At 55.8% G+C, this 18,275-nt stretch carries 15 protein-coding genes and 1 rRNA gene; 7 read left to right on the forward strand and 9 right to left on the reverse strand.

The window, feature by feature from the left end; genetic code table 11:
* A 16S ribosomal RNA gene (locus tag HBA26_RS11715) occupies window positions 1–178 on the reverse strand; the annotation flags it as partial.
* 452 nt (window positions 179–630) lie between these two features.
* Here HBA26_RS11715 and HBA26_RS11720 point away from each other — a divergent pair.
* Entirely contained in the window at window positions 631–1,338 is a 708-nt protein-coding gene (locus HBA26_RS11720) for a FadR/GntR family transcriptional regulator (protein WP_028014903.1), read from the forward strand.
* Window positions 1,335–2,768, forward strand: coding sequence for a multidrug transporter subunit MdtD (gene mdtD / locus HBA26_RS11725; protein WP_126345651.1), 1,434 nt, complete (start codon window positions 1,335–1,337; stop codon window positions 2,766–2,768). The genes HBA26_RS11720 and mdtD overlap by 4 nt, the downstream gene beginning before the upstream one ends.
* Here the strand turns inward: mdtD and rbsR are convergent.
* The 7 genes from rbsR to kup form a co-directional block, all read right to left on the reverse strand.
* Window positions 2,734–3,726 carry a ribose operon transcriptional repressor RbsR gene (gene rbsR / locus HBA26_RS11730; protein WP_072252026.1) on the reverse strand — a complete coding sequence of 331 codons (993 nt, stop codon included), beginning with the start codon at window positions 3,724–3,726 and terminating at the stop codon, window positions 2,734–2,736. The genes mdtD and rbsR overlap by 35 nt on opposite strands.
* A gap of 3 nt (window positions 3,727–3,729) precedes the next feature.
* Entirely contained in the window at window positions 3,730–4,659 is a 930-nt protein-coding gene (gene rbsK / locus HBA26_RS11735; protein WP_028014906.1) for a ribokinase, read from the reverse strand.
* A 108-nt stretch (window positions 4,660–4,767) separates the two neighbouring features.
* Window positions 4,768–5,658 (reverse strand): ribose ABC transporter substrate-binding protein RbsB, encoded by an 891-nt coding sequence (gene rbsB / locus HBA26_RS11740; RefSeq protein ID WP_010426610.1) that lies wholly within the window; start codon window positions 5,656–5,658, stop codon window positions 4,768–4,770.
* A 27-nt stretch (window positions 5,659–5,685) separates the two neighbouring features.
* The gene (gene rbsC, locus HBA26_RS11745; protein WP_006808742.1) at window positions 5,686–6,651 is read right to left on the reverse strand and encodes a ribose ABC transporter permease; all 966 of its coding nucleotides are present in this window, start codon (window positions 6,649–6,651) and stop codon (window positions 5,686–5,688) included.
* Between the two features lie 4 nt (window positions 6,652–6,655).
* Complete coding sequence (gene rbsA, locus HBA26_RS11750; protein ID WP_126345655.1) at window positions 6,656–8,161, reverse strand: ribose ABC transporter ATP-binding protein RbsA; 1,506 nt, start codon at window positions 8,159–8,161, stop codon at window positions 6,656–6,658.
* A gap of 7 nt (window positions 8,162–8,168) precedes the next feature.
* Window positions 8,169–8,588, reverse strand: a complete 420-nt coding sequence (gene rbsD, locus HBA26_RS11755) for a D-ribose pyranase (RefSeq protein WP_003862392.1) — start codon at window positions 8,586–8,588, stop codon at window positions 8,169–8,171.
* A 227-nt stretch (window positions 8,589–8,815) separates the two neighbouring features.
* Window positions 8,816–10,684 (reverse strand): low affinity potassium transporter Kup, encoded by a 1,869-nt coding sequence (kup, locus tag HBA26_RS11760; protein ID WP_041911753.1) that lies wholly within the window; start codon window positions 10,682–10,684, stop codon window positions 8,816–8,818.
* Window positions 10,685–10,905: 221 nt separating this feature from the next.
* Here kup and ravA point away from each other — a divergent pair, with 221 nt between their 5' ends.
* Both ravA and viaA read left to right on the forward strand, forming a co-directional pair.
* Window positions 10,906–12,402 (forward strand): ATPase RavA, encoded by a 1,497-nt coding sequence (ravA, locus tag HBA26_RS11765; protein WP_126345650.1) that lies wholly within the window; start codon window positions 10,906–10,908, stop codon window positions 12,400–12,402.
* A complete protein-coding gene (gene viaA, locus HBA26_RS11770) occupies window positions 12,396–13,847 on the forward strand; it encodes an ATPase RavA stimulator ViaA (RefSeq protein WP_126345649.1) in 1,452 nt (483 codons plus the stop codon). The genes ravA and viaA overlap by 7 nt, the downstream gene beginning before the upstream one ends.
* Here the strand turns inward: viaA and asnA are convergent, their stop codons facing one another.
* Complete coding sequence (gene asnA, locus HBA26_RS11775; RefSeq protein ID WP_126345648.1) at window positions 13,848–14,840, reverse strand: aspartate--ammonia ligase; 993 nt, start codon at window positions 14,838–14,840, stop codon at window positions 13,848–13,850.
* A gap of 151 nt (window positions 14,841–14,991) precedes the next feature.
* Here asnA and asnC point away from each other — a divergent pair, with 151 nt between their 5' ends.
* The 3 genes from asnC (at window position 14,992) to mnmG (ending at window position 18,254) form a co-directional block, all read left to right on the forward strand.
* Complete coding sequence (gene asnC, locus HBA26_RS11780; RefSeq protein WP_008500198.1) at window positions 14,992–15,450, forward strand: transcriptional regulator AsnC; 459 nt, start codon at window positions 14,992–14,994, stop codon at window positions 15,448–15,450.
* Window positions 15,451–15,540: 90 nt separating this feature from the next.
* Window positions 15,541–15,990 carry an FMN-binding protein MioC gene (mioC, locus tag HBA26_RS11785; protein WP_041911749.1) on the forward strand — a complete coding sequence of 150 codons (450 nt, stop codon included), beginning with the start codon at window positions 15,541–15,543 and terminating at the stop codon, window positions 15,988–15,990.
* 374 nt (window positions 15,991–16,364) lie between these two features.
* Window positions 16,365–18,254, forward strand: coding sequence for a tRNA uridine-5-carboxymethylaminomethyl(34) synthesis enzyme MnmG (mnmG, locus tag HBA26_RS11790; RefSeq protein ID WP_126345647.1), 1,890 nt, complete (start codon window positions 16,365–16,367; stop codon window positions 18,252–18,254).
* The last annotated feature ends 21 nt before the right edge of the window (window positions 18,255–18,275 follow it).

The raw sequence follows: 18,275 nt of genomic DNA on the forward strand, positions 1-18,275 counted from the left end.
ATGCGGTATTAGCTACCGTTTCCAGTAGTTATCCCCCTCCATCAGGCAGTTTCCCAGACATTACTCACCCGTCCGCCACTCGTCACCCGAGAGCAAGCTCTCTGTGCTACCGTTCGACTTGCATGTGTTAGGCCTGCCGCCAGCGTTCAATCTGAGCCATGATCAAACTCTTCAATTTAAGTTTGATGCTCGTGAATTAAACTTCGTAATGAATTACGTATGTTCACTCAGAGACTTGGTATTCATTTTTCGTCCGAGGACGTTAAGAATCCATGTCACTTTGAGTGCCCACACAGATTGTCTGATAAATTGTTAAAGAGCAGTGCCGCTACGTTTTCGCTGCGGCGCGGGGTGTGCATATTACGCTTTCCCGCTTCAGAGTCAAGCATTTATTTCGCTTTTCTCTGCTGACCCGGCGGCGTGTGTGCCGTTGTTCCGTGTCAGTGGAGGCGCATTATAGGGCGTTATTCTTAAGTGACAAGAGGAAATTCAAAAAAAGTTTCTGACCGTGTTTTTTTTCACCAACAGAGGTGCTATCAAGCTACAAATTGTTCTATTTGATGTATCTGCAACCACAATCACATTCGAGGTGGCATAATTAACAGCATGAAACATTAAGGAATAAAAGCGATGCCATTAAGCGCACAACAGCTGGCCGCCCAAAAAAATCTGTCCTATGTGCTGGCAGAAAAGCTGGCGCAGCGGATTTTAGCGGGTAAATATGCCCCGGGGAGCATCCTGCCGGGCGAATTGGAGCTGGGTGAGCAGTTTGGAGTAAGCCGTACCGCGGTTCGCGAGGCGGTGAAAACCCTTACGGCAAAAGGTATGGTGCTTCCACGCCCTCGTATTGGCACGCGCGTGATGCCACAGAATAACTGGAATTTTCTCGATCAGGAGCTGCTCTCCTGGTGGATGACCGAAGACAACTTTCATCAGGTCGTCGACCACTTTCTTGTAATGCGCAGCAGCCTTGAACCTCAGGCATGCCTGCTTGCCGCCACGCTCGGGACAGCAGAGCAGAAAGCGCAGCTTAACGCACTCATGGAAGAGATGGTGTTCCTGAAAAAACACTTCAACCGGGAACGATGGATTGAGGTCGATATGGCCTGGCATGAACATATCTATATGATGAGCGCCAATCCGTTCCTCACTTCCTTTGCTTCGTTATTCCATTCGGTGTACCACACCTACTTTACCTCTATTACACAAGACGAAGTGGTAAAGCTGGATTTGCATCAGGCGATAGTAGATGCCATTCAGGAGAGCGACGGGCAGCGAGCCCTGACTGCATGTCAGGCATTGCTGACCGCACCAACCCACCAGCAGGTAAATAAATGACAGAGAAAAAAGCGCGCAGCATGGCCGGATTGCCGTGGATTGCAGCCATGGCGTTCTTTATGCAGGCACTGGATGCCACCATCCTCAATACGGCGCTTCCCGCCATTGCGCAAAGCCTTAACCGCTCCCCGCTGGCAATGCAGTCCGCCATCATCAGCTACACCCTCACGGTGGCAATGTTGATCCCGGTAAGTGGCTGGCTGGCCGATCGCTTCGGTACCCGCAGAGTGTTCATGCTGGCCGTAACGCTCTTTACGCTCGGTTCACTGGCCTGCGCGCTCTCCACTTCATTAACGGAGCTGGTTATCTTTCGCGTACTGCAGGGCATCGGCGGCGCGATGATGATGCCGGTGGCGCGCCTCGCTTTGCTGCGTGCCTACCCACGCAGCGAATTGCTCCCCGTACTCAACTTTGTCACCATGCCGGGGCTGGTCGGCCCAATACTTGGCCCGGTCCTCGGGGGTGTGCTGGTTACCTGGGCAAGCTGGCACTGGATTTTCCTGATTAATATTCCGATTGGCGTGGCAGGGCTGATCTATGCCCGCAAATATATGCCGAACTTCACCACGCCAAGGCGCAGCTTCGATATGGGCGGCTTTTTCCTGTTTGGACTGAGCCTGGTGCTGTTCTCCAGTGGCATGGAGCTCATTGGCGAGAAGCTCGTTGAAACGTGGCTGGCGCTCACCGTCATCCTCAGTGGTATTCTGCTGTTCCTTCTTTATATACGCCATGCGCGTCGTCACCCGACACCGCTTATCTCTTTATCTCTCTTTAACACCCGAACCTTTTCCGTCGGGATCGCGGGCAATATTGCCTCACGTCTGGGCACGGGCTGCGTACCGTTCCTGATGCCATTGATGCTGCAGGTGGGGTTCGGCTACCCGGCGCTGATTGCCGGCTGCATGATGGCGCCCACGGCAATGGGTTCCATTCTGGCGAAATCAACGGTCACGCAGGTACTGCGCTGGTTTGGCTATCGTAAAACGCTGGTTGGCGTGACGGTCTTTATCGGTCTGATGATTGCGCAGTTCTCGCTGCAATCCGCGGCGTTACCGGTCTGGATGTTGATCCTGCCGCTGTTTGTGCTGGGAATGGCGATGTCAACGCAGTTCACGTCGATGAACACCATCACCCTTGCGGACCTGACCGACGAGAACGCGAGCAGCGGCAACAGCGTACTGGCGGTGACCCAACAGCTGTCGATCAGCCTCGGGGTAGCCGTGAGCGCGGCGGTGCTGCGGTTTTATGAAGGGTTTGGCGGCACGAATACCGTTGAGCAGTTCCACTATGCCTTTATCACCATGGGCGCGCTTACCGTGGTGTCGGCGCTGGTCTTTATGTTGTTAAAACCGAAAGATGGCCGGAACCTGATTAAAGAGCGTCACAAAGAGAAAGCTAAACCGAACCGCGTTCCATCAGAACAGGAGTAAGCTGCAAACGTTGCTGTTGCAGCGTGGGCTGCGCCATACGGTGGATCAACACGTCGATGGCCAGCTCACCCAGTTCATCCTTCGGCTGATGGATCGTGGTCAGCGGCGGCGTCATGTAGCGCGCCAGTTCGATATCATCGTAGCCCACGATCGCCATATCGTCTGGAACGCGCAGTCCCGCCTGATACAGCGCCTGATAGGCACCAAACGCCATCGCATCGTTGCCGATAAACACCGCCTGCGGGCGAGGCTCTTGCGCCAGCAGCGTCTGCATTGCCTCGAAACCGCCGTTAAACTCGAAATCGCCGGTGATGCGATAGCCATCAGGAATGGCAAGCCCTGCCCGCTCCATTGCCGAAAGATAGCCTTCCAGACGCAAGCGCGCCGGGGTTTTATCCAGCGGGCCGGTAATGCAGGCAATGCGGGTATAGCCTTTATCAATCAGGTGCTGCGTCGCCATATCGCCGCCCAGCAGCGAGTTATCCTGAATCAGATCGCTGGTACCGTCGAACGGCGCCCAGTCCATCATTACCGTGGGAATAGAAGGATAGCGCTGAATGATCTCTTTTGAAGGTTGATGCGTTTCGGTACAGAGCAGCAGCAGCCCGTCGACGCGTTTTTGCATCAGCGTTTCCAGGTTGCGGTTCATGCGCTGCTCGTCGCCTTCAGTATTGCACAGCACCAGACTGTAGCCACGCTCGAAGCAGCTGCGCTCTACGCCACGAACAAGTTCAGAATAGAAAGGATTGGTACTGGCCGTGATCAGCATGCCGATGGTGCGCGTCTGGTTAAGCTTCAGACTGCGCGCCAGCGCCGACGGCGCATAGTTGAGGTCTTTTACTGCGGCTTCGACTTTCTCCCGAATCGCCTCGCTGACGAAGCGGTCGTTATTAATAACGTGAGAGACGGTCGAAGTAGAAACGCCCGCCATGCGGGCGACATCTTTCATCGTAGCCAAGCGTTACCCCTGCTGACTTAAGAATTCATCGATCTCTTTACGCCACGGAACGGAAGGCTGTGCGCCTTTGCGCGTCACCGCAATCGCGGCGGCGGCATGTGCAAAGCGGATCGCGTCATCCATCGCTTTTCCTTCCAGCAATGCCGTCACCAGCGCACCATTGAAGGTGTCTCCAGCGGCGATGGTATCAATGGCTTTGACCTTAAAGCCCGGCACGCGACGGCCTTCGCCATTGACGCTAGCCCACACCCCGCGGCTACCAAGAGTAATGATAACGGTCCCGATGCCTTTTGCATGCAGCACTTTCGCCGCACGCGCGGCATCATTGTCATTTTCAACGCGAATGCCCGTCAGCTTTTCCGCTTCGGTTTCGTTCGGCGTAATGATGTCCACCAGCGCCAGCAGTTCATCTGATAATACACGGGCAGGCGCAGGGTTAAGTACGACAGTGGTATGATTTTCATGCGCAATTTTCGCGGCGGTCAGCACGCTTTCAACCGGAGACTCCAGCTGCATCAGCAGGGCTTCCGCTCCGGCGATGATGCCACGCTGCGCTTCGACGCGTTCAGTCGTTAACGCGGCGTTAGCCCCCGCATGAATACCAATGACATTCTCACCTTCAGCGTTAACGAAAATCAGCGCCACGCCGGTAGACTCTCCCGCGACAACGCTGACCGGTGCGATATCGATGTTGTCGCTCGCCAGCTGCTTGCGTACGCGCTCGCCGGTATCGTCATCACCCGTACAGGCGATAAACGCGATATTCGCCCCGCTGCGCCCGGCGGCAACTGCCTGGTTTGCGCCCTTACCGCCGAACGCGACCTGATACTGATTGCCGGTGACGGTTTCGCCCGGAGTGGGGAACGTTTCAAGGTTAAGAATGTGATCGGCATTGATACTGCCAAGGACGACGAGGTTGCCTGCGGTTTTCATGTATTGAGGTGTCCATCTGAGAGCGCCACCGGTATTACCCGGTGGCGTATGCCACACTTTTCTTTTATTTGGTGTCCCTCAGGCAGCCAGCGACTGCCTGAATCGCCTTTACTGCTTAATGACCAGCTTCAGGTCAACAGGGTATTTGGCCTGAACTTTTTCGCCCTTCAGCACTTTGTCGGCAGTTTCAACGCCAGTCGCGCCAATCTGCTCAGGCAGCTGAGCGATGGTCGCAGCCAGTTTGCCATCATTTACTGCTTTTTCACCATCCGGCGTGCCGTCAAATCCGACAACCATCACATCTGATTTACCCGCAGTCTGGAGCGCACGCAGCGCACCGAGCGCCATCTCATCGTTCTGTGCAAATACCGCCTGCACATCTGGATGCGCGGTCAGCAGGTTCTGCATGACGTTCAGACCCTTAGTACGGTCGAAGTCTGCCGGTTGGCTGGCCAGCACGTTGAATTTGTGTGCAGCCACGGCCTGCTGGAAGCCTTCACCACGTTCACGGGCCGCGGAAGTACCGGCGATACCCTGCAGTTCGATAACTTTCGCGCCTTCACCGGCTTTCTTCGCGATGTAGTCACCAGCAATTTTACCGCCCAGCACGTTATCAGACGCAATGTGGCTCACAACTTCGCCTTTCGTTGCCTGACGGTCCAGAGTGATCACCGGAATTTTCGCCTGGTTTGCCATCTTCACGGCGTTGCCTACGGCATCAGAATCGGTTGGGTTGATCAGCAGAATTTTGGTGCCACGAACGGTTAAGTCCTGAACGTTAGCCAGCTCTTTCGCCGGGTTGTTCTGTGAATCCAGCACCACCAGGTTGTAGCCCAGTTTGTCCGCTTCTTTCTGCGCACCGTCCTTCAGGGAGACGAAGAACGGGTTGTTCAGGGTAGAGACAACCAGCGCGATGGTATCTTTCGCCATGGCGTTAGCACTTACGGTTGCGCTCAGCGCGACAGCGGAAACCAGGGTAGCCAGTTTTTTCATGTTCATATCTAAGATGTCCTGTAGTGTCGTCAGTTACTGTTTTTTGTTGTCTACCAGTACCGCCAGCAAAATCACCACTGCCTTAACGATCATCTGGTAATAGGAGGAAACACCTAACAAATTCAAACCATTATTCAGGAAACCGAGGATGAGTGCGCCGATCAATGTCCCAACAATGCGACCTTTACCGCCCGCAAGACTCGTACCGCCCAGAACCACCGCCGCGATGGCATCCAGCTCGTACCCCGTACCCGCCGTCGGCTGTGCGGAAGAGAGGCGCGCCACTTCGATGATGCCCGCCAGAGAGGCCAGCAGGCCGCACAGGGAGTACACGATAATTTTGACTTTATTAACGCTGATACCGGACAGGCGCGTGGCCGCTTCGTTACCACCCAGCGCATAGATATAACGGCCCAGGCGGGTATGGTGCAGCATGTACCACGCCGCCAGGAAGACGATAGCCATGATCCAGACCGGGGTCGGGACACCTAGCGGGCGACCGATACCGAACCAGCCAAACAGATCCGCGTTATCCGTAAACCCGGTATTCACCGGGCTACCGTTGGTGTAAACCATGGTCACACCGCGCAGCAGCAGCATCATCACCAGCGTGGCGATAAACGCCTGAACGCGGCCTTTTGCCACAATCACGCCGGTAACGGCACCAATCGCCGCGCCAGCCGCCAGTGCAGCCGCAACGGCCACCAGCGCGTTGACCTCAATTCCCACAATTGAAGCGGCGATCGCACCGGTGAGCGCCAGCAGGGAACCGACGGACAGATCGATACCCGAGGTCAAAATCACCAGCGTCATGCCGACCGCCATAATGGCGTTCACCGACGTCTGCTGCAGAATGTTGAACAGATTATTGACGGTAAAAAAGTTCGGGCTCATGGTCGAGACAATCGCGATCAGCACCAGCAGGGCAATCAGCGATTTTTGTTCCATCAGCCATGCCTTTGTGAAATAGCGGCGACCAGAAACAGCCTGGGTAGTCATCTTCTTACTCCTGATTCACGCGATTAAGCTTGCCCACAGCGGCAGCCATCAGAACTTCCTGGGTGGCCTGCTCGCGAGTGAATTCACCGCCGAGATGCCCTTCATGCATGACGATAATGCGATCGCTCATGCCTAATACCTCTGGCATCTCGGAAGAGACCAGAATGATGCTCAGACCGTCGGCCTTGAACTGATTAATCAGATGATAGATCTCTTTTTTCGCGCCCACGTCCACGCCGCGGGTTGGCTCGTCGAGGATCAACACCTTCGGGCGCGTCATCAGCCCGCGGGCAATCGCCACTTTCTGCTGATTCCCGCCGGAAAGCAGGCCAATAGCCTGCTCCATCGACGGGGTTTTAACGTTGAAGAGACGGATAAAATCACTGACCGCCTGCTGCTCATCTTTATGCTTCAGGCTGCCGCCGCTATGGCTGAAATAGCGCAGCGCGGTCAGGGACATATTCTCTTTCACCGACATGCCCAGCACTAAGCCGTCGCGCTTGCGGTCTTCGGAGATATAGACAATGCCGTTCGCCAGCCCGTCCTGCGGCGAGCGGGTCACCACTTCATGGCCGTCAAGGGTAACGTAACCGCTGGTGCGCGGCAGTGCGCCGTACAGCACTTTCATAAGCTCGGTACGGCCCGCGCCCATCAGGCCCGCCACGCCCAGGATCTCGCCCTGACGCAGGGTAAAGGTCACATCGTTTACGCCTGGGCCGCAGAGGTTATCTACCTTCAGGCGGATCTCGCCCGGCGCTTTGTCCAGATGCGGATATTGGTCTTCGAGCTTACGTCCCACCATCATTTCGATCAGCGTATCTTCGGTCAGCGTCGCCACTTCGCGCTCGGCAATAAACTGGCCGTCGCGGAAGACGGTCACGTCGTCGCAAATTTCGAAGATCTCTTTCATGCGGTGAGAGATATAGACAATGCCGCGCCCCTGCGCTTTCAGTTCGCGGATCACGCGGAACAGGGATTCGGTTTCGGTATCGGTCAGGGCGTCGGTCGGTTCATCCATAATGATGACCTTCGACTCGAAGCTCAGCACCTTCGCGATTTCCACCATCTGCTGATCGCCGATGGAGAGGTCGCCCACCAGGCGGTCGCTCTTAAAGCGCAGGTTCAGCTTCGCCAGCAGCTTGTCCGCTTCGGCGTACATGGTTTTCCAGTCGATTTTGCCGAACCGGTTCACGAACTCGCGGCCCAGGAAGATGTTTTCCGCAATGGTGAGCTGCGGGATGAGGTTCAGCTCCTGGTGAATAATGCCGATGCCCGCTTCCTGAGAGGATTTCGGGCCGTTAAAGGTGGTTTCTTTACCCAGCCAAACGAGTGAACCGGCATCACGCTGGTAGATCCCGGTCAGCACTTTCATCATGGTGGATTTGCCGGCACCGTTTTCGCCCACCAGCGCCATCACGCGTCCTGGGTAGACGTTAAGCGCCGCACCGGAGAGGGCTTTTACGCCCGGGAACGACTTATCGATCCCTTTGAGTTGCAGTAATGCGTCCATGATGGCCTCAGAAGGTGACGCCAGCACAGAGAATGATATTCGCATACGGGGAACACTCCCCGCTGCGAATCACCGCCTGACTGTCTGCGGTTTGTTGTTTGAACTGTTCGTGCGTTGTGTAACGAATTTCTATGGTGTTTCCCTGGTGTTGTTGCAGTTGCTCAATGTGGCTGAGCAACGTTTCGTGGAGTTGCGGATTATGTTGTTTGATTTCCGCCGCGAGAATGGCCGCCTCAACCTGCATCTCCGCCGTCACCACCTCCAGTACCTGCATAAACGAGGGCACGCCCTGCGTTAACGCCATATCGATACGGGTTGTGCTGCGCGGAACCGGTAAGCCTGCATCGCAAACCACCAGCGTATCGGTATGCCCAAGACGGGAAATAACCGATGAGATTTCTGAGTTGAGAACCGTGCCTTTCTTCATTTTCTTGCTCCACTAGCGAAACGTTTCGCTAAAAATAGTGTAGCCGCATAAATGTTCAGAAAACCATCATGACGTAACGGATTTGTGATCAACGTCGAAACGTTTCGCTAAGTGAAATGGAGGGGGAGGTAAATGCAAAACGGTAACCGTCAGGTTACCGTTTTAGATGTTTGCGCCTTCTCCCTGTGGGAGAGGGACGGGGTGAGGGCATCAGGCCGCACGGAGACTTAAATCTCAACCTGCGTCCCCAGCTCAATGACGCGGTTAGGCGGGATCTCAAACTGGTCAGGCGCGCGCAGGGCGTTACGCTGCAGGATCAGATACAGCTTGCCGCGCAGACGCAGGTACCACGGGCGCTTGCCGATGATCAGCGACTCGTGGGACATAAAGAACGACGTCTCCATCATCCGGCAGCTTAACCCTTCCAGACCGCAGCGGTGGAACACCTCTTCCACGTTCGGCGTTTCACGCCAGCCGTAGCTCGCCACCACGCGCCAGAAGGTCGGGGACAGCTGCTCAATCTGTACGCGGCGTACGTTGTGAACGTACGGCGCATCTTCGGTGCGCAGCGTCAGCAGGATCACGCGCTCGTGCAGCACTTTGTTGTGCTTAAGGTTATGCATCAGCGCAAACGGGATCACATTCAGGGCACGAGACATGTAAACCGCGGTACCCGGCACGCGCACCGGCGGGGATTTCTCAAGCGACGCGATCATCGCCTCCAGAGAATTACCGTGCTCATGCATGCGGCGCAGCAGGCGGAAGCGCTCGCTTTTCCATGTGGTCATGACAATGAACATCAACAGGCCCAGCGTCAGCGGCAGCCAGCCACCGGAGACAATTTTGTCGAGGTTCGCAGAGAACAGCGGCACGTCAATGCACAGGAAGCCCACCAGAATCATCCCCACGAGGAACTTATTCCAGTGCCAGTTGCGGTACGCCACCGTGGTGGAGAGAAGCGACGTCAGCACCATCGTACCGGTCACGGCAATACCGTAGGCCGCCGCCAGATTACTGGAGTGTTCGAAGCTAACAATCACGATCACAACAGCGAAGTAGAGCAGCCAGTTAACGAACGGGATGTAGATCTGGCCCGACTCCATCTCTGAGGTATGGATGATGCGCATTGGCGAGAGATATCCCAGACGAACGGCCTGACGGGTTAGAGAGAACACCCCGGAAATCACCGCCTGAGAGGCAATCACGGTCGCCAGCGTTGCGAGGATCAGCATAGGCACCAGCGCCCAGTCAGGTGCCAGCAGGAAGAATGGGTTCTTAATCGCCTCCGGGTTCTTGAGCAACAGCGCGCCCTGACCGAAGTAGTTCAGCACCAGCGACGGGAGCACCACAATAAACCATGCCACGCGGATAGGCAGCTTCCCGAAATGCCCCATGTCAGCATAGAGCGCCTCCACACCGGTGATGGAGAGCACGACCGCACCCAGCGCCACGAAGGAAACCACTTTGTATTCAAGGAAGAAATGCACCGCCCAGTAAGGGTTTAGCGCATGCAGCACGTCCGGGTTCGCAATAATGCTGCGCAAACCGAGCGCCGCCAGGATCAGGAACCAGGCCAGCATAATCGGCGCAAACAGTTTGCCCACCAGCCCGGTACCGTGTTTCTGGATCATGAACAGCAGCGTCAACACGATGATTGCCAGCGGGACAACCCAGGCATCAAGCTGCGGGGCAATAATCTCCAGCCCTTCAATCGCCGAGAGCACCGAGATAGCCGGTGTTATCACCACTTCCCCGTAGAAGAAGCTGCCACCTATCAGGCCGATAATCACCAGCACAGACGTCATTCTGGCCGAGGTATTGCGACCGGCAAGGGACATCAGGGTCAGGATCCCGCCTTCGCCCGCATTATCTGCACGCATAACGAAGGAGAGATATTTAACGGAAACGACCAGAATCAGCAGCCAGAAGATGAGGGACAGGAAGCCAAACACGGCATCGCGCTCAACACCAAAGCCAAACTGGCCGGACAAACATTCACGAAGCGTATAAAGTGGGCTGGTGCCGATATCACCGTAGACAACCCCGATCGCCGCAAGCGTTATTGCGGGTAATGATTGCTTATTATCAGTGCTCATAGACTAGTCTTTTCGTTTAAATAACAAATGTGTTCCTGTCCCTTGGTCCACAAAAAGCGCACAGTATGCACGATTCATTGCAAAATCGTACCCCTAAATGCAACCGCATTAATGTAGCGCAAAGAAAATTGCGCCGCACTTCAGCCTATTACCAGCCCTGACTGAAACGTCTATACTCGCTTCAATTGGCCGCCACAACGGCGAAAGGATGCAAAACTATTATGGCTCACTCACATTTATTAGCAGAAAGAATTTCCCGCCTCAGCAGCGCGCTGGAGAAAGGCCTTTACGAGCGTAGCCACGCCATTCGCCTTTGCCTGCTGGCGGCATTGAGCGGTGAAAGCGTATTTCTGCTGGGACCGCCGGGCATTGCCAAAAGTTTGATTGCACGCCGCCTAAAATTCGCTTTCCAGAACGCTCGCGCATTCGAGTATTTGATGACGCGCTTCTCCACGCCAGAAGAAGTTTTCGGCCCGCTTTCTATTCAGGCGCTGAAAGATGAAGGGCGCTATGAGCGTCTGACGGCGGGCTATCTCCCGGAAGCGGAAATCGTCTTTCTTGATGAGATCTGGAAAGCCGGCCCGGCCATTCTGAATACCCTGCTGACGGCAATCAACGAACGCCGCTTCCGTAACGGCGCGAGCGAAGAGAAGATCCCCATGCGCCTGCTGGTGGCCGCGTCAAACGAACTGCCCGAAGCCGACAGCAGCCTGGAAGCGCTGTATGACCGCATGCTGATCCGCCTGTGGCTGGATAAAGTCCAGGATAAATCAAACTTCCGTTCAATGCTGGTGAGCCAGCAGGACGAAAACGAAAACCCGGTCGCGCCTTCACTGCAGGTGACGGACGAGGAGTACCATCAGTGGCAGGACGAGATCGGTAAAATTAAACTGCCCGACGCCGTCTTTGAGCTGATCTTCATGCTGCGCCAGCAGCTTGATTCCCTGCCTTCCGCCCCGTACGTCTCGGATCGTCGCTGGAAAAAAGCGATCCGTCTGCTCCAGGCCAGCGCGTTGTTCAGCGGTCGCGACGCGGTCGCCCCTATCGATCTGATCCTGCTAAAAGACTGCCTCTGGCACGACGCAGAAGGCATGAACCTGATGCAGCAGCAGCTGGACGTTTTGATGACCGGGCACGCCTGGGGGCAGCAGGCGATGCTCAACCAACTGGGGGCGATTGCCCAACGGCGCATTCATCTCCAGCAGCAGCAAAGCGATAAAACCGCGCTAAAAGTGAACCGACTGGGCGGCATGTTCGCCCGCAAACCGCATTACGAGCTACCCGCCGATCTGACCGGAACGACGCTGACACTGCTGCTCCAGCAGCCCCTCAAGCTGCATGATATGCAGGTGGTGCACATTACGATTGAACGCGAGCCGCTGGCGCAGTGGCTGGATAAGGGCGGGGAGATCCGCGGAAAGCTCAACGGCATCGGTTTCGCGCAGCCGCTGAATATGGAAGTGGACAGCAGCCAGCACCTGGTGATCCGCGACGTGAGCCTTCAGGGATCGCGTCTTGCGCTTCCCGGCACCGCCTCGGACAGCGTGCCGGAAGAGATTAAACAGCAGCTGGAAGCGCTGGATACCGAATGGCATCAGCAGCACACCCGCTTCAGCGAGCAGCAAAAATGCCTCTTTATTCATAGCGATTGGCTAGGTCGCATTGAAGCCAGCCTGCAGGACGTCAGCGCACAGATCAAACAGGCGCGTCAATGCTAACGCTGGACACGCTCAATATGATGCTGGCCGTCAGCGAGGAAGGGTTGATCGAGGAGGTGGTTATTACCCTTCTGGCATCGCCGCAGCTGGCGGCCTTCTTTGAAAAATTCCCGAAGCTCAAAAAAGCGATGACGGACGATCTCCCGCGCTGGCGCGACAATCTGCGGCAGCGGTTTAAGGAGACAGAAGTCCCGCCCGAACTGACGGAGGAAGTCGCGGCCTATCAGCAGTGTCAGCGGCTATCGACGCCACAGTTTATCGTCCAGATCCCGCAAACCCTTACCCTGCTCGATAAAGTCCACTCTCCGTTTGCCAGCCAGGCCAGAACGCTGGTCACAGAAAACGCCACCTTTACCCCGGCGCTGCACACGCTCTTTTTACAGCGCTGGCGCCTGAGCCTGGTCGTCCAGGCTACCACGCTGAACCAACAGCTTCTGGATGAAGAACGGGAACAACTGCTCAGCGAGGTCCAGGAACGCATGACGCTGAGTGGCCAGCTCGAAGAGGTACTGGTAGAAAATGAAAACGCCGCTGGTCGCCTCTGGGATATGAGCGCCGGGCAGCTGCGGCGCGGGGATTATCAACTGATCGTGAAGTACGGCGACTTTCTTACCCAGCAGCCGGAGTTGATGAAGCTCGCGGAACAGCTCGGCCGCTCGCGAGAGGCCAAATCGGTCCCAAAGAAAGATGCCCCGATGGAAACCTTCCGCACCCTTGTACGCGAACCGGCTACCGTGCCGGAGCAGGTCGACGGACTCCAGCAAAGCGATGACATCCTGCGCCTGCTGCCGACCGAGCTAAGCACGCTGGGGATGACCGAACTGGAGTATGAGTTTTACCGGCGGCTGGTGGAAAAACAGCTTCTCACCTATCGGCTGCACGGCGAAGCCTGGCGAGAGAAGCTCAGCCAGCGCCCGGTCGTGCATCAGGACTTTGATGAGCAGCCGCGCGGGCCGTTTATTGTCTGCGTGGATACGTCCGGCTCAATGGGCGGCTTTAACGAGCAGTGTGCGAAGGCGTTCTGTCTGGCGCTGATGCGCGTGGCGCTCGCTGACCGCCGTCGCTGCTTTATCATGCTCTTCTCCAGCGAAGTTGTGGGCTATGAGCTGACGAACCAGCAGGGCATTGAGCAGGCCATCCGCTTTTTAAGCCAGCGTTTTCGCGGCGGCACCGATCTGGCCAGCTGTTTTCGCAGCATTGTAGAACGGATGCAGGGCGGCGACTGGTACGACGCTGACGCGGTGGTGATTTCCGATTTCATTGCCCAGCGGCTGCCGGAAGATGTGGTAAATAAAGTGAAGGAGCTGCAGCGCGTGCAACAGCACCGTTTTCATGCCGTGGCGATGTCCGCACATGGAAAACCCGGCATCATGCGCATCTTCGATCATATCTGGCGCTTTGATACCGGGTTGCGTAGCCGCCTGCTCAGACGCTGGCGGCGTTAATTAAAGAAGAGAACCGACGCTTTCACGTACCTGCTGCGGCCAGACTCCACATTGCACCTGACCAATGTGAGACAGTTGCAGCAGCAGCATGGTCAGACGGGACTGCCCGATACCGCCGCCGATGGTCTGCGGCATTTCACCGCGCAGCAGCGCCTGATGCCACTCTAATTTAAGGCGATCTTCATCACCGGTCACCGCCAGCTGGCGCTTCAGCGCCTCTGCATCCACGCGGATCCCCATCGAAGAGAGCTCAAACGCATCTTCCAGAACCGGGTTCCAGACCAGAATATCGCCGTTCAGACCGGCATATTCGCTTTCGCCCGCGGTGCTCCAGTCATCATAATCCGGCGCACGAACGTCGTGACGTTTGCCATCAGACAGTTTGCCGCCGATGCCAATCAGAAATACCGCGCCCAGCTCTTTGGCGATCGCCCGCTCGCGGCCTTTGGCATCCAGATCCGGGAAACGGCTCAGCAGTTCCTGGCTGTGGACAAAGTGGATCGTATCCGGCAGGAACGGTACCAGACCAAACTCTTTGCTCACGGCCGCTTCGGTCGCTTTGATTCCGGCGTAGATCGCCTTAACGGTGGATTTCAGCGTACCGACATGACGCTCGCCGTCACCCATTACGCGCTCCCAGTCCCACTGGTCAACGTAGACAGAGTGAATCGGGGAGAGGCGGTCTTCATCGGGGCGAAGGGCTTTCATGTGCGTGTAGAGCCCTTCGCCCGCGCTGAAGTCGTGTTGTCCCAGGGTTTGACGCTTCCACTTCGCCAGGGAATGCACCACTTCGAACTGTGCATCTGGCAGTGTTTTCACTTTCACCTGTACCGCTTTTTCGCATCCAGACAGGTTATCCTGCGTCCCGTCACCCACGCGGCTCAGAATCGGCGCCTGAACTTCAATAAGACCAAGCTTCTCTTCCAGTTGGCGGGAAAAATGGGATTTTACGAAACTGATCTGGCGTTGTTTTGCGATGTAAGCGGTTTTCATTATTTATACTCCTGCGTCCTGTTGATAATGATTAAGCAACAGAACCGACACTTAATTCAATAACCCATCAACAAAAAGCCACCTTCACTTTTGATTCGTTAAAATAAGACGCTAGAATAGACGTATTCATTAATCTTCATAAGAAAAAGCTATGGAAAATTATCAGATCGACAATCTGGACCGCGGCATCCTTGAGGCCTTAATGGCCAATGCTCGTACAGCCTACGCCGAACTGGCGAAACAGTTTGGCGTCAGCCCGGGAACCATTCACGTTCGCGTAGAGAAGATGAAGCAGGCAGGGATTATTACCGGCGCGCGCATCGACGTCAGCCCGAAGCAGCTGGGTTACGACGTCTGCTGCTTCATCGGCATTATTCTTAAAAGCGCAAAAGATTACCCCTCCGCGCTGGCAAAACTGAACGCGCTCGATGAAGTCACCGAGGCTTACTACACCACCGGGCATTACAGCATCTTTATTAAGGTGATGTGCCGATCCATCGATGCCCTCCAGCAGGTACTTATCAACAAGATCCAAACAATCGATGAAATTCAGTCCACCGAGACACTGATCTCCCTGCAAAACCCGATCATGCGTACCATCCGCCCGTGATCGGGCAAATTCATTCCCACATTTTCCACAGGTAGATCCCAGCTCGTTCACAGCGTACAATGATCCCCTCTTTATCTGAGCGAGCGATCAATGGCGGACATTACCCTTATCAGCGGCAGCACTCTTGGCGGTGCGGAATACGTAGCGGAACATCTGGCTGAGAAGCTGGAAGATGCAGGCTTTTCTACACAAACTCTGCACGGGCCGCTGCTTGAAGATCTCCCGGCTGACGGGGTCTGGCTGCTGATCACCTCCACGCACGGCGCGGGCGATCTGCCGGATAACCTGCAACCTTTATATGACGAACTGCTGGAACAGCAGCCCGACCTGTCAAACGTCCGTTTTGGCGCAGTGGGGATCGGCAGTCGTGAATATGACACCTTTTGCGGGGCAATAGAGAAGGTCGAAGCCGCTGTTACCGCTTGCGGAGCAAAACAGCTGGGTGAAACGCTCAAGATCAACATCCTCGATCATGACATTCCGGAAGATCCAGCCGAGATCTGGCTCGCGGAATGGAAAAATTTACTCAAAAACGATTAAAGATCGCGCGAACAGATGTGGATAACTCTGGTTAAAAGCTCGTATTAACCCGTAGTTATCCAAAGAACAACCCTAGCGTCGTTTTTGGCCTGTGTATAAAGTCGCGATCTGATCCCAGCTTATACGGTCCTGGATCACCGATCATTCACAGCAAACGATCCTTCCTAACTGCATGATCTTATTTGCAGGATCGGACTTATCCACACGTGTCCGCGATCCTAATAAGAGATCACAATAGAACAGATCTCTAAATAAAAAGATCTTCTTTTTAATAGCCCAGGATCCCAATGCTTTCTCGAAAGACTAAAGTTGAGTAGAATCCACGGCCCGGGCTTCAATCCATTTTCATACCGCTTTACGCGAGGCAGACCACCATGTTTTATCAGGATCCTTTTGACGTCATCATCATTGGCGGGGGTCATGCAGGCACTGAGGCCGCAATGGCCGCAGCGCGAATGGGTCAGCAGACCCTGCTTTTGACACACAATATCGACACGCTGGGACAAATGTCCTGTAATCCGGCGATTGGCGGCATTGGGAAAGGACACCTGGTAAAAGAAGTGGATGCACTTGGCGGCCTGATGGCGAAAGCGATCGATCATGCGGGCATTCAGTTTAGGATACTAAACGCGAGTAAAGGCCCTGCTGTTCGCGCCACTCGTGCGCAGGCAGACCGCGTGCTTTACCGCCAGGCCGTGCGCACCGCGCTGGAGAACCAGCCGAACCTGATGATCTTCCAGCAGGCGGTAGAAGATCTTATCGTTGAGAACGATCGCGTCGTGGGCGCCGTGACCCAGATGGGCCTCAAGTTCCGCGCCAAAGCCGTGGTGCTGACGGTCGGGACATTCCTGGACGGCAAAATCCATATTGGTCTGGACAACTACAGCGGTGGCCGTGCTGGCGATCCGCCGTCCATTCCGCTGTCTCGTCGTCTGCGTGAACTGCCGCTGCGCGTCAGCCGTCTGAAAACCGGCACGCCGCCGCGTATCGATGCGCGCACCATTGATTTCAGCGTACTGGCCCAACAGCACGGCGATAACCCGATGCCGGTTTTCTCGTTCATGGGCAACGCGGCGCAACACCCGCAGCAGGTACCGTGCTACATCACGCATACCAACGAAAAAACCCATGACGTGATCCGCAATAACCTCGATCGCAGCCCAATGTACGCTGGCGTGATCGAAGGGATCGGCCCACGTTACTGCCCGTCGATCGAAGACAAAGTGATGCGCTTTGCCGATCGTAACCAGCACCAGATCTTCCTGGAGCCGGAAGGGCTGACCTCGAACGAAATTTACCCGAACGGCATCTCCACCAGCCTGCCATTCGACGTGCAGATGCAAATTGTTCGCTCAATGCAGGGGATGGAGAATGCGAAAATCGTTCGCCCTGGCTACGCTATTGAGTACGATTTCTTCGACCCGCGTGACCTGAAGCCGACGCTGGAGAGCAAATTCATCCACGGCCTGTTCTTCGCGGGGCAGATTAACGGCACCACCGGCTACGAAGAAGCCGCAGCGCAGGGGTTGCTTGCCGGTCTGAACGCTGCCCGCTTCTCTGCCGAGAAAGAGGGCTGGGCGCCGGCGCGTTCTCAGGCCTATCTGGGCGTTTTGGTCGACGATCTCTGCACGCTGGGCACCAAAGAACCGTACCGTATGTTTACCTCTCGCGCGGAATATCGTCTGATGCTGCGCGAGGACAACGCCGACCTGCGTCTGACCGAGATAGGCCGCGACCTGGGTCTGGTAAATGACGAACGCTGGGCGCGCTTCAACGAGAAGCTGGAACGTATTGAACAGGAACGTCAGCGCCTGAAAACCACGTGGGTAAACCCACAGGCGGAAACCGCTGCCGAAGTGAACGCTCACTTAACAGCGCCGCTGTCGCGTGAAGCCAGCGGCGAAGATCTGCTGCGTCGTCCTGAAGTCACATACGAGAATCTGGTCAAACTGACCGCGTTCGCACCGGGCCTTGAAGACGCTGAAGCTGCCGAGCAGGTCGAAATTCAGGTGAAGTACGAAGGCTACATCGCGCGTCAGCAGGATGAGATCGAAAAACAGCAGCGCAACGAAAACACGCTGCTGCCGGAAATGCTGGACTACCGTCAGGTGACGGGCCTTTCCAACGAAGTGATCGCTAAGCTGAACGATCACAAACCGGTATCGATTGGCCAGGCCTCCCGTATCTCGGGCGTTACGCCGGCGGCGATTTCGATCCTGCTGGTGTGGCTGAAAAAGCAGGGCATGCTGCGCCGTAGCGCGTAATTGACATTGCTTTTGGCGGGT

The sequence above is a fragment of the Enterobacter sp. 725m/11 genome (assembly GCF_011683705.1).
Classification (GTDB): Bacteria; Pseudomonadota; Gammaproteobacteria; order Enterobacterales; family Enterobacteriaceae; genus Enterobacter; species Enterobacter bugandensis.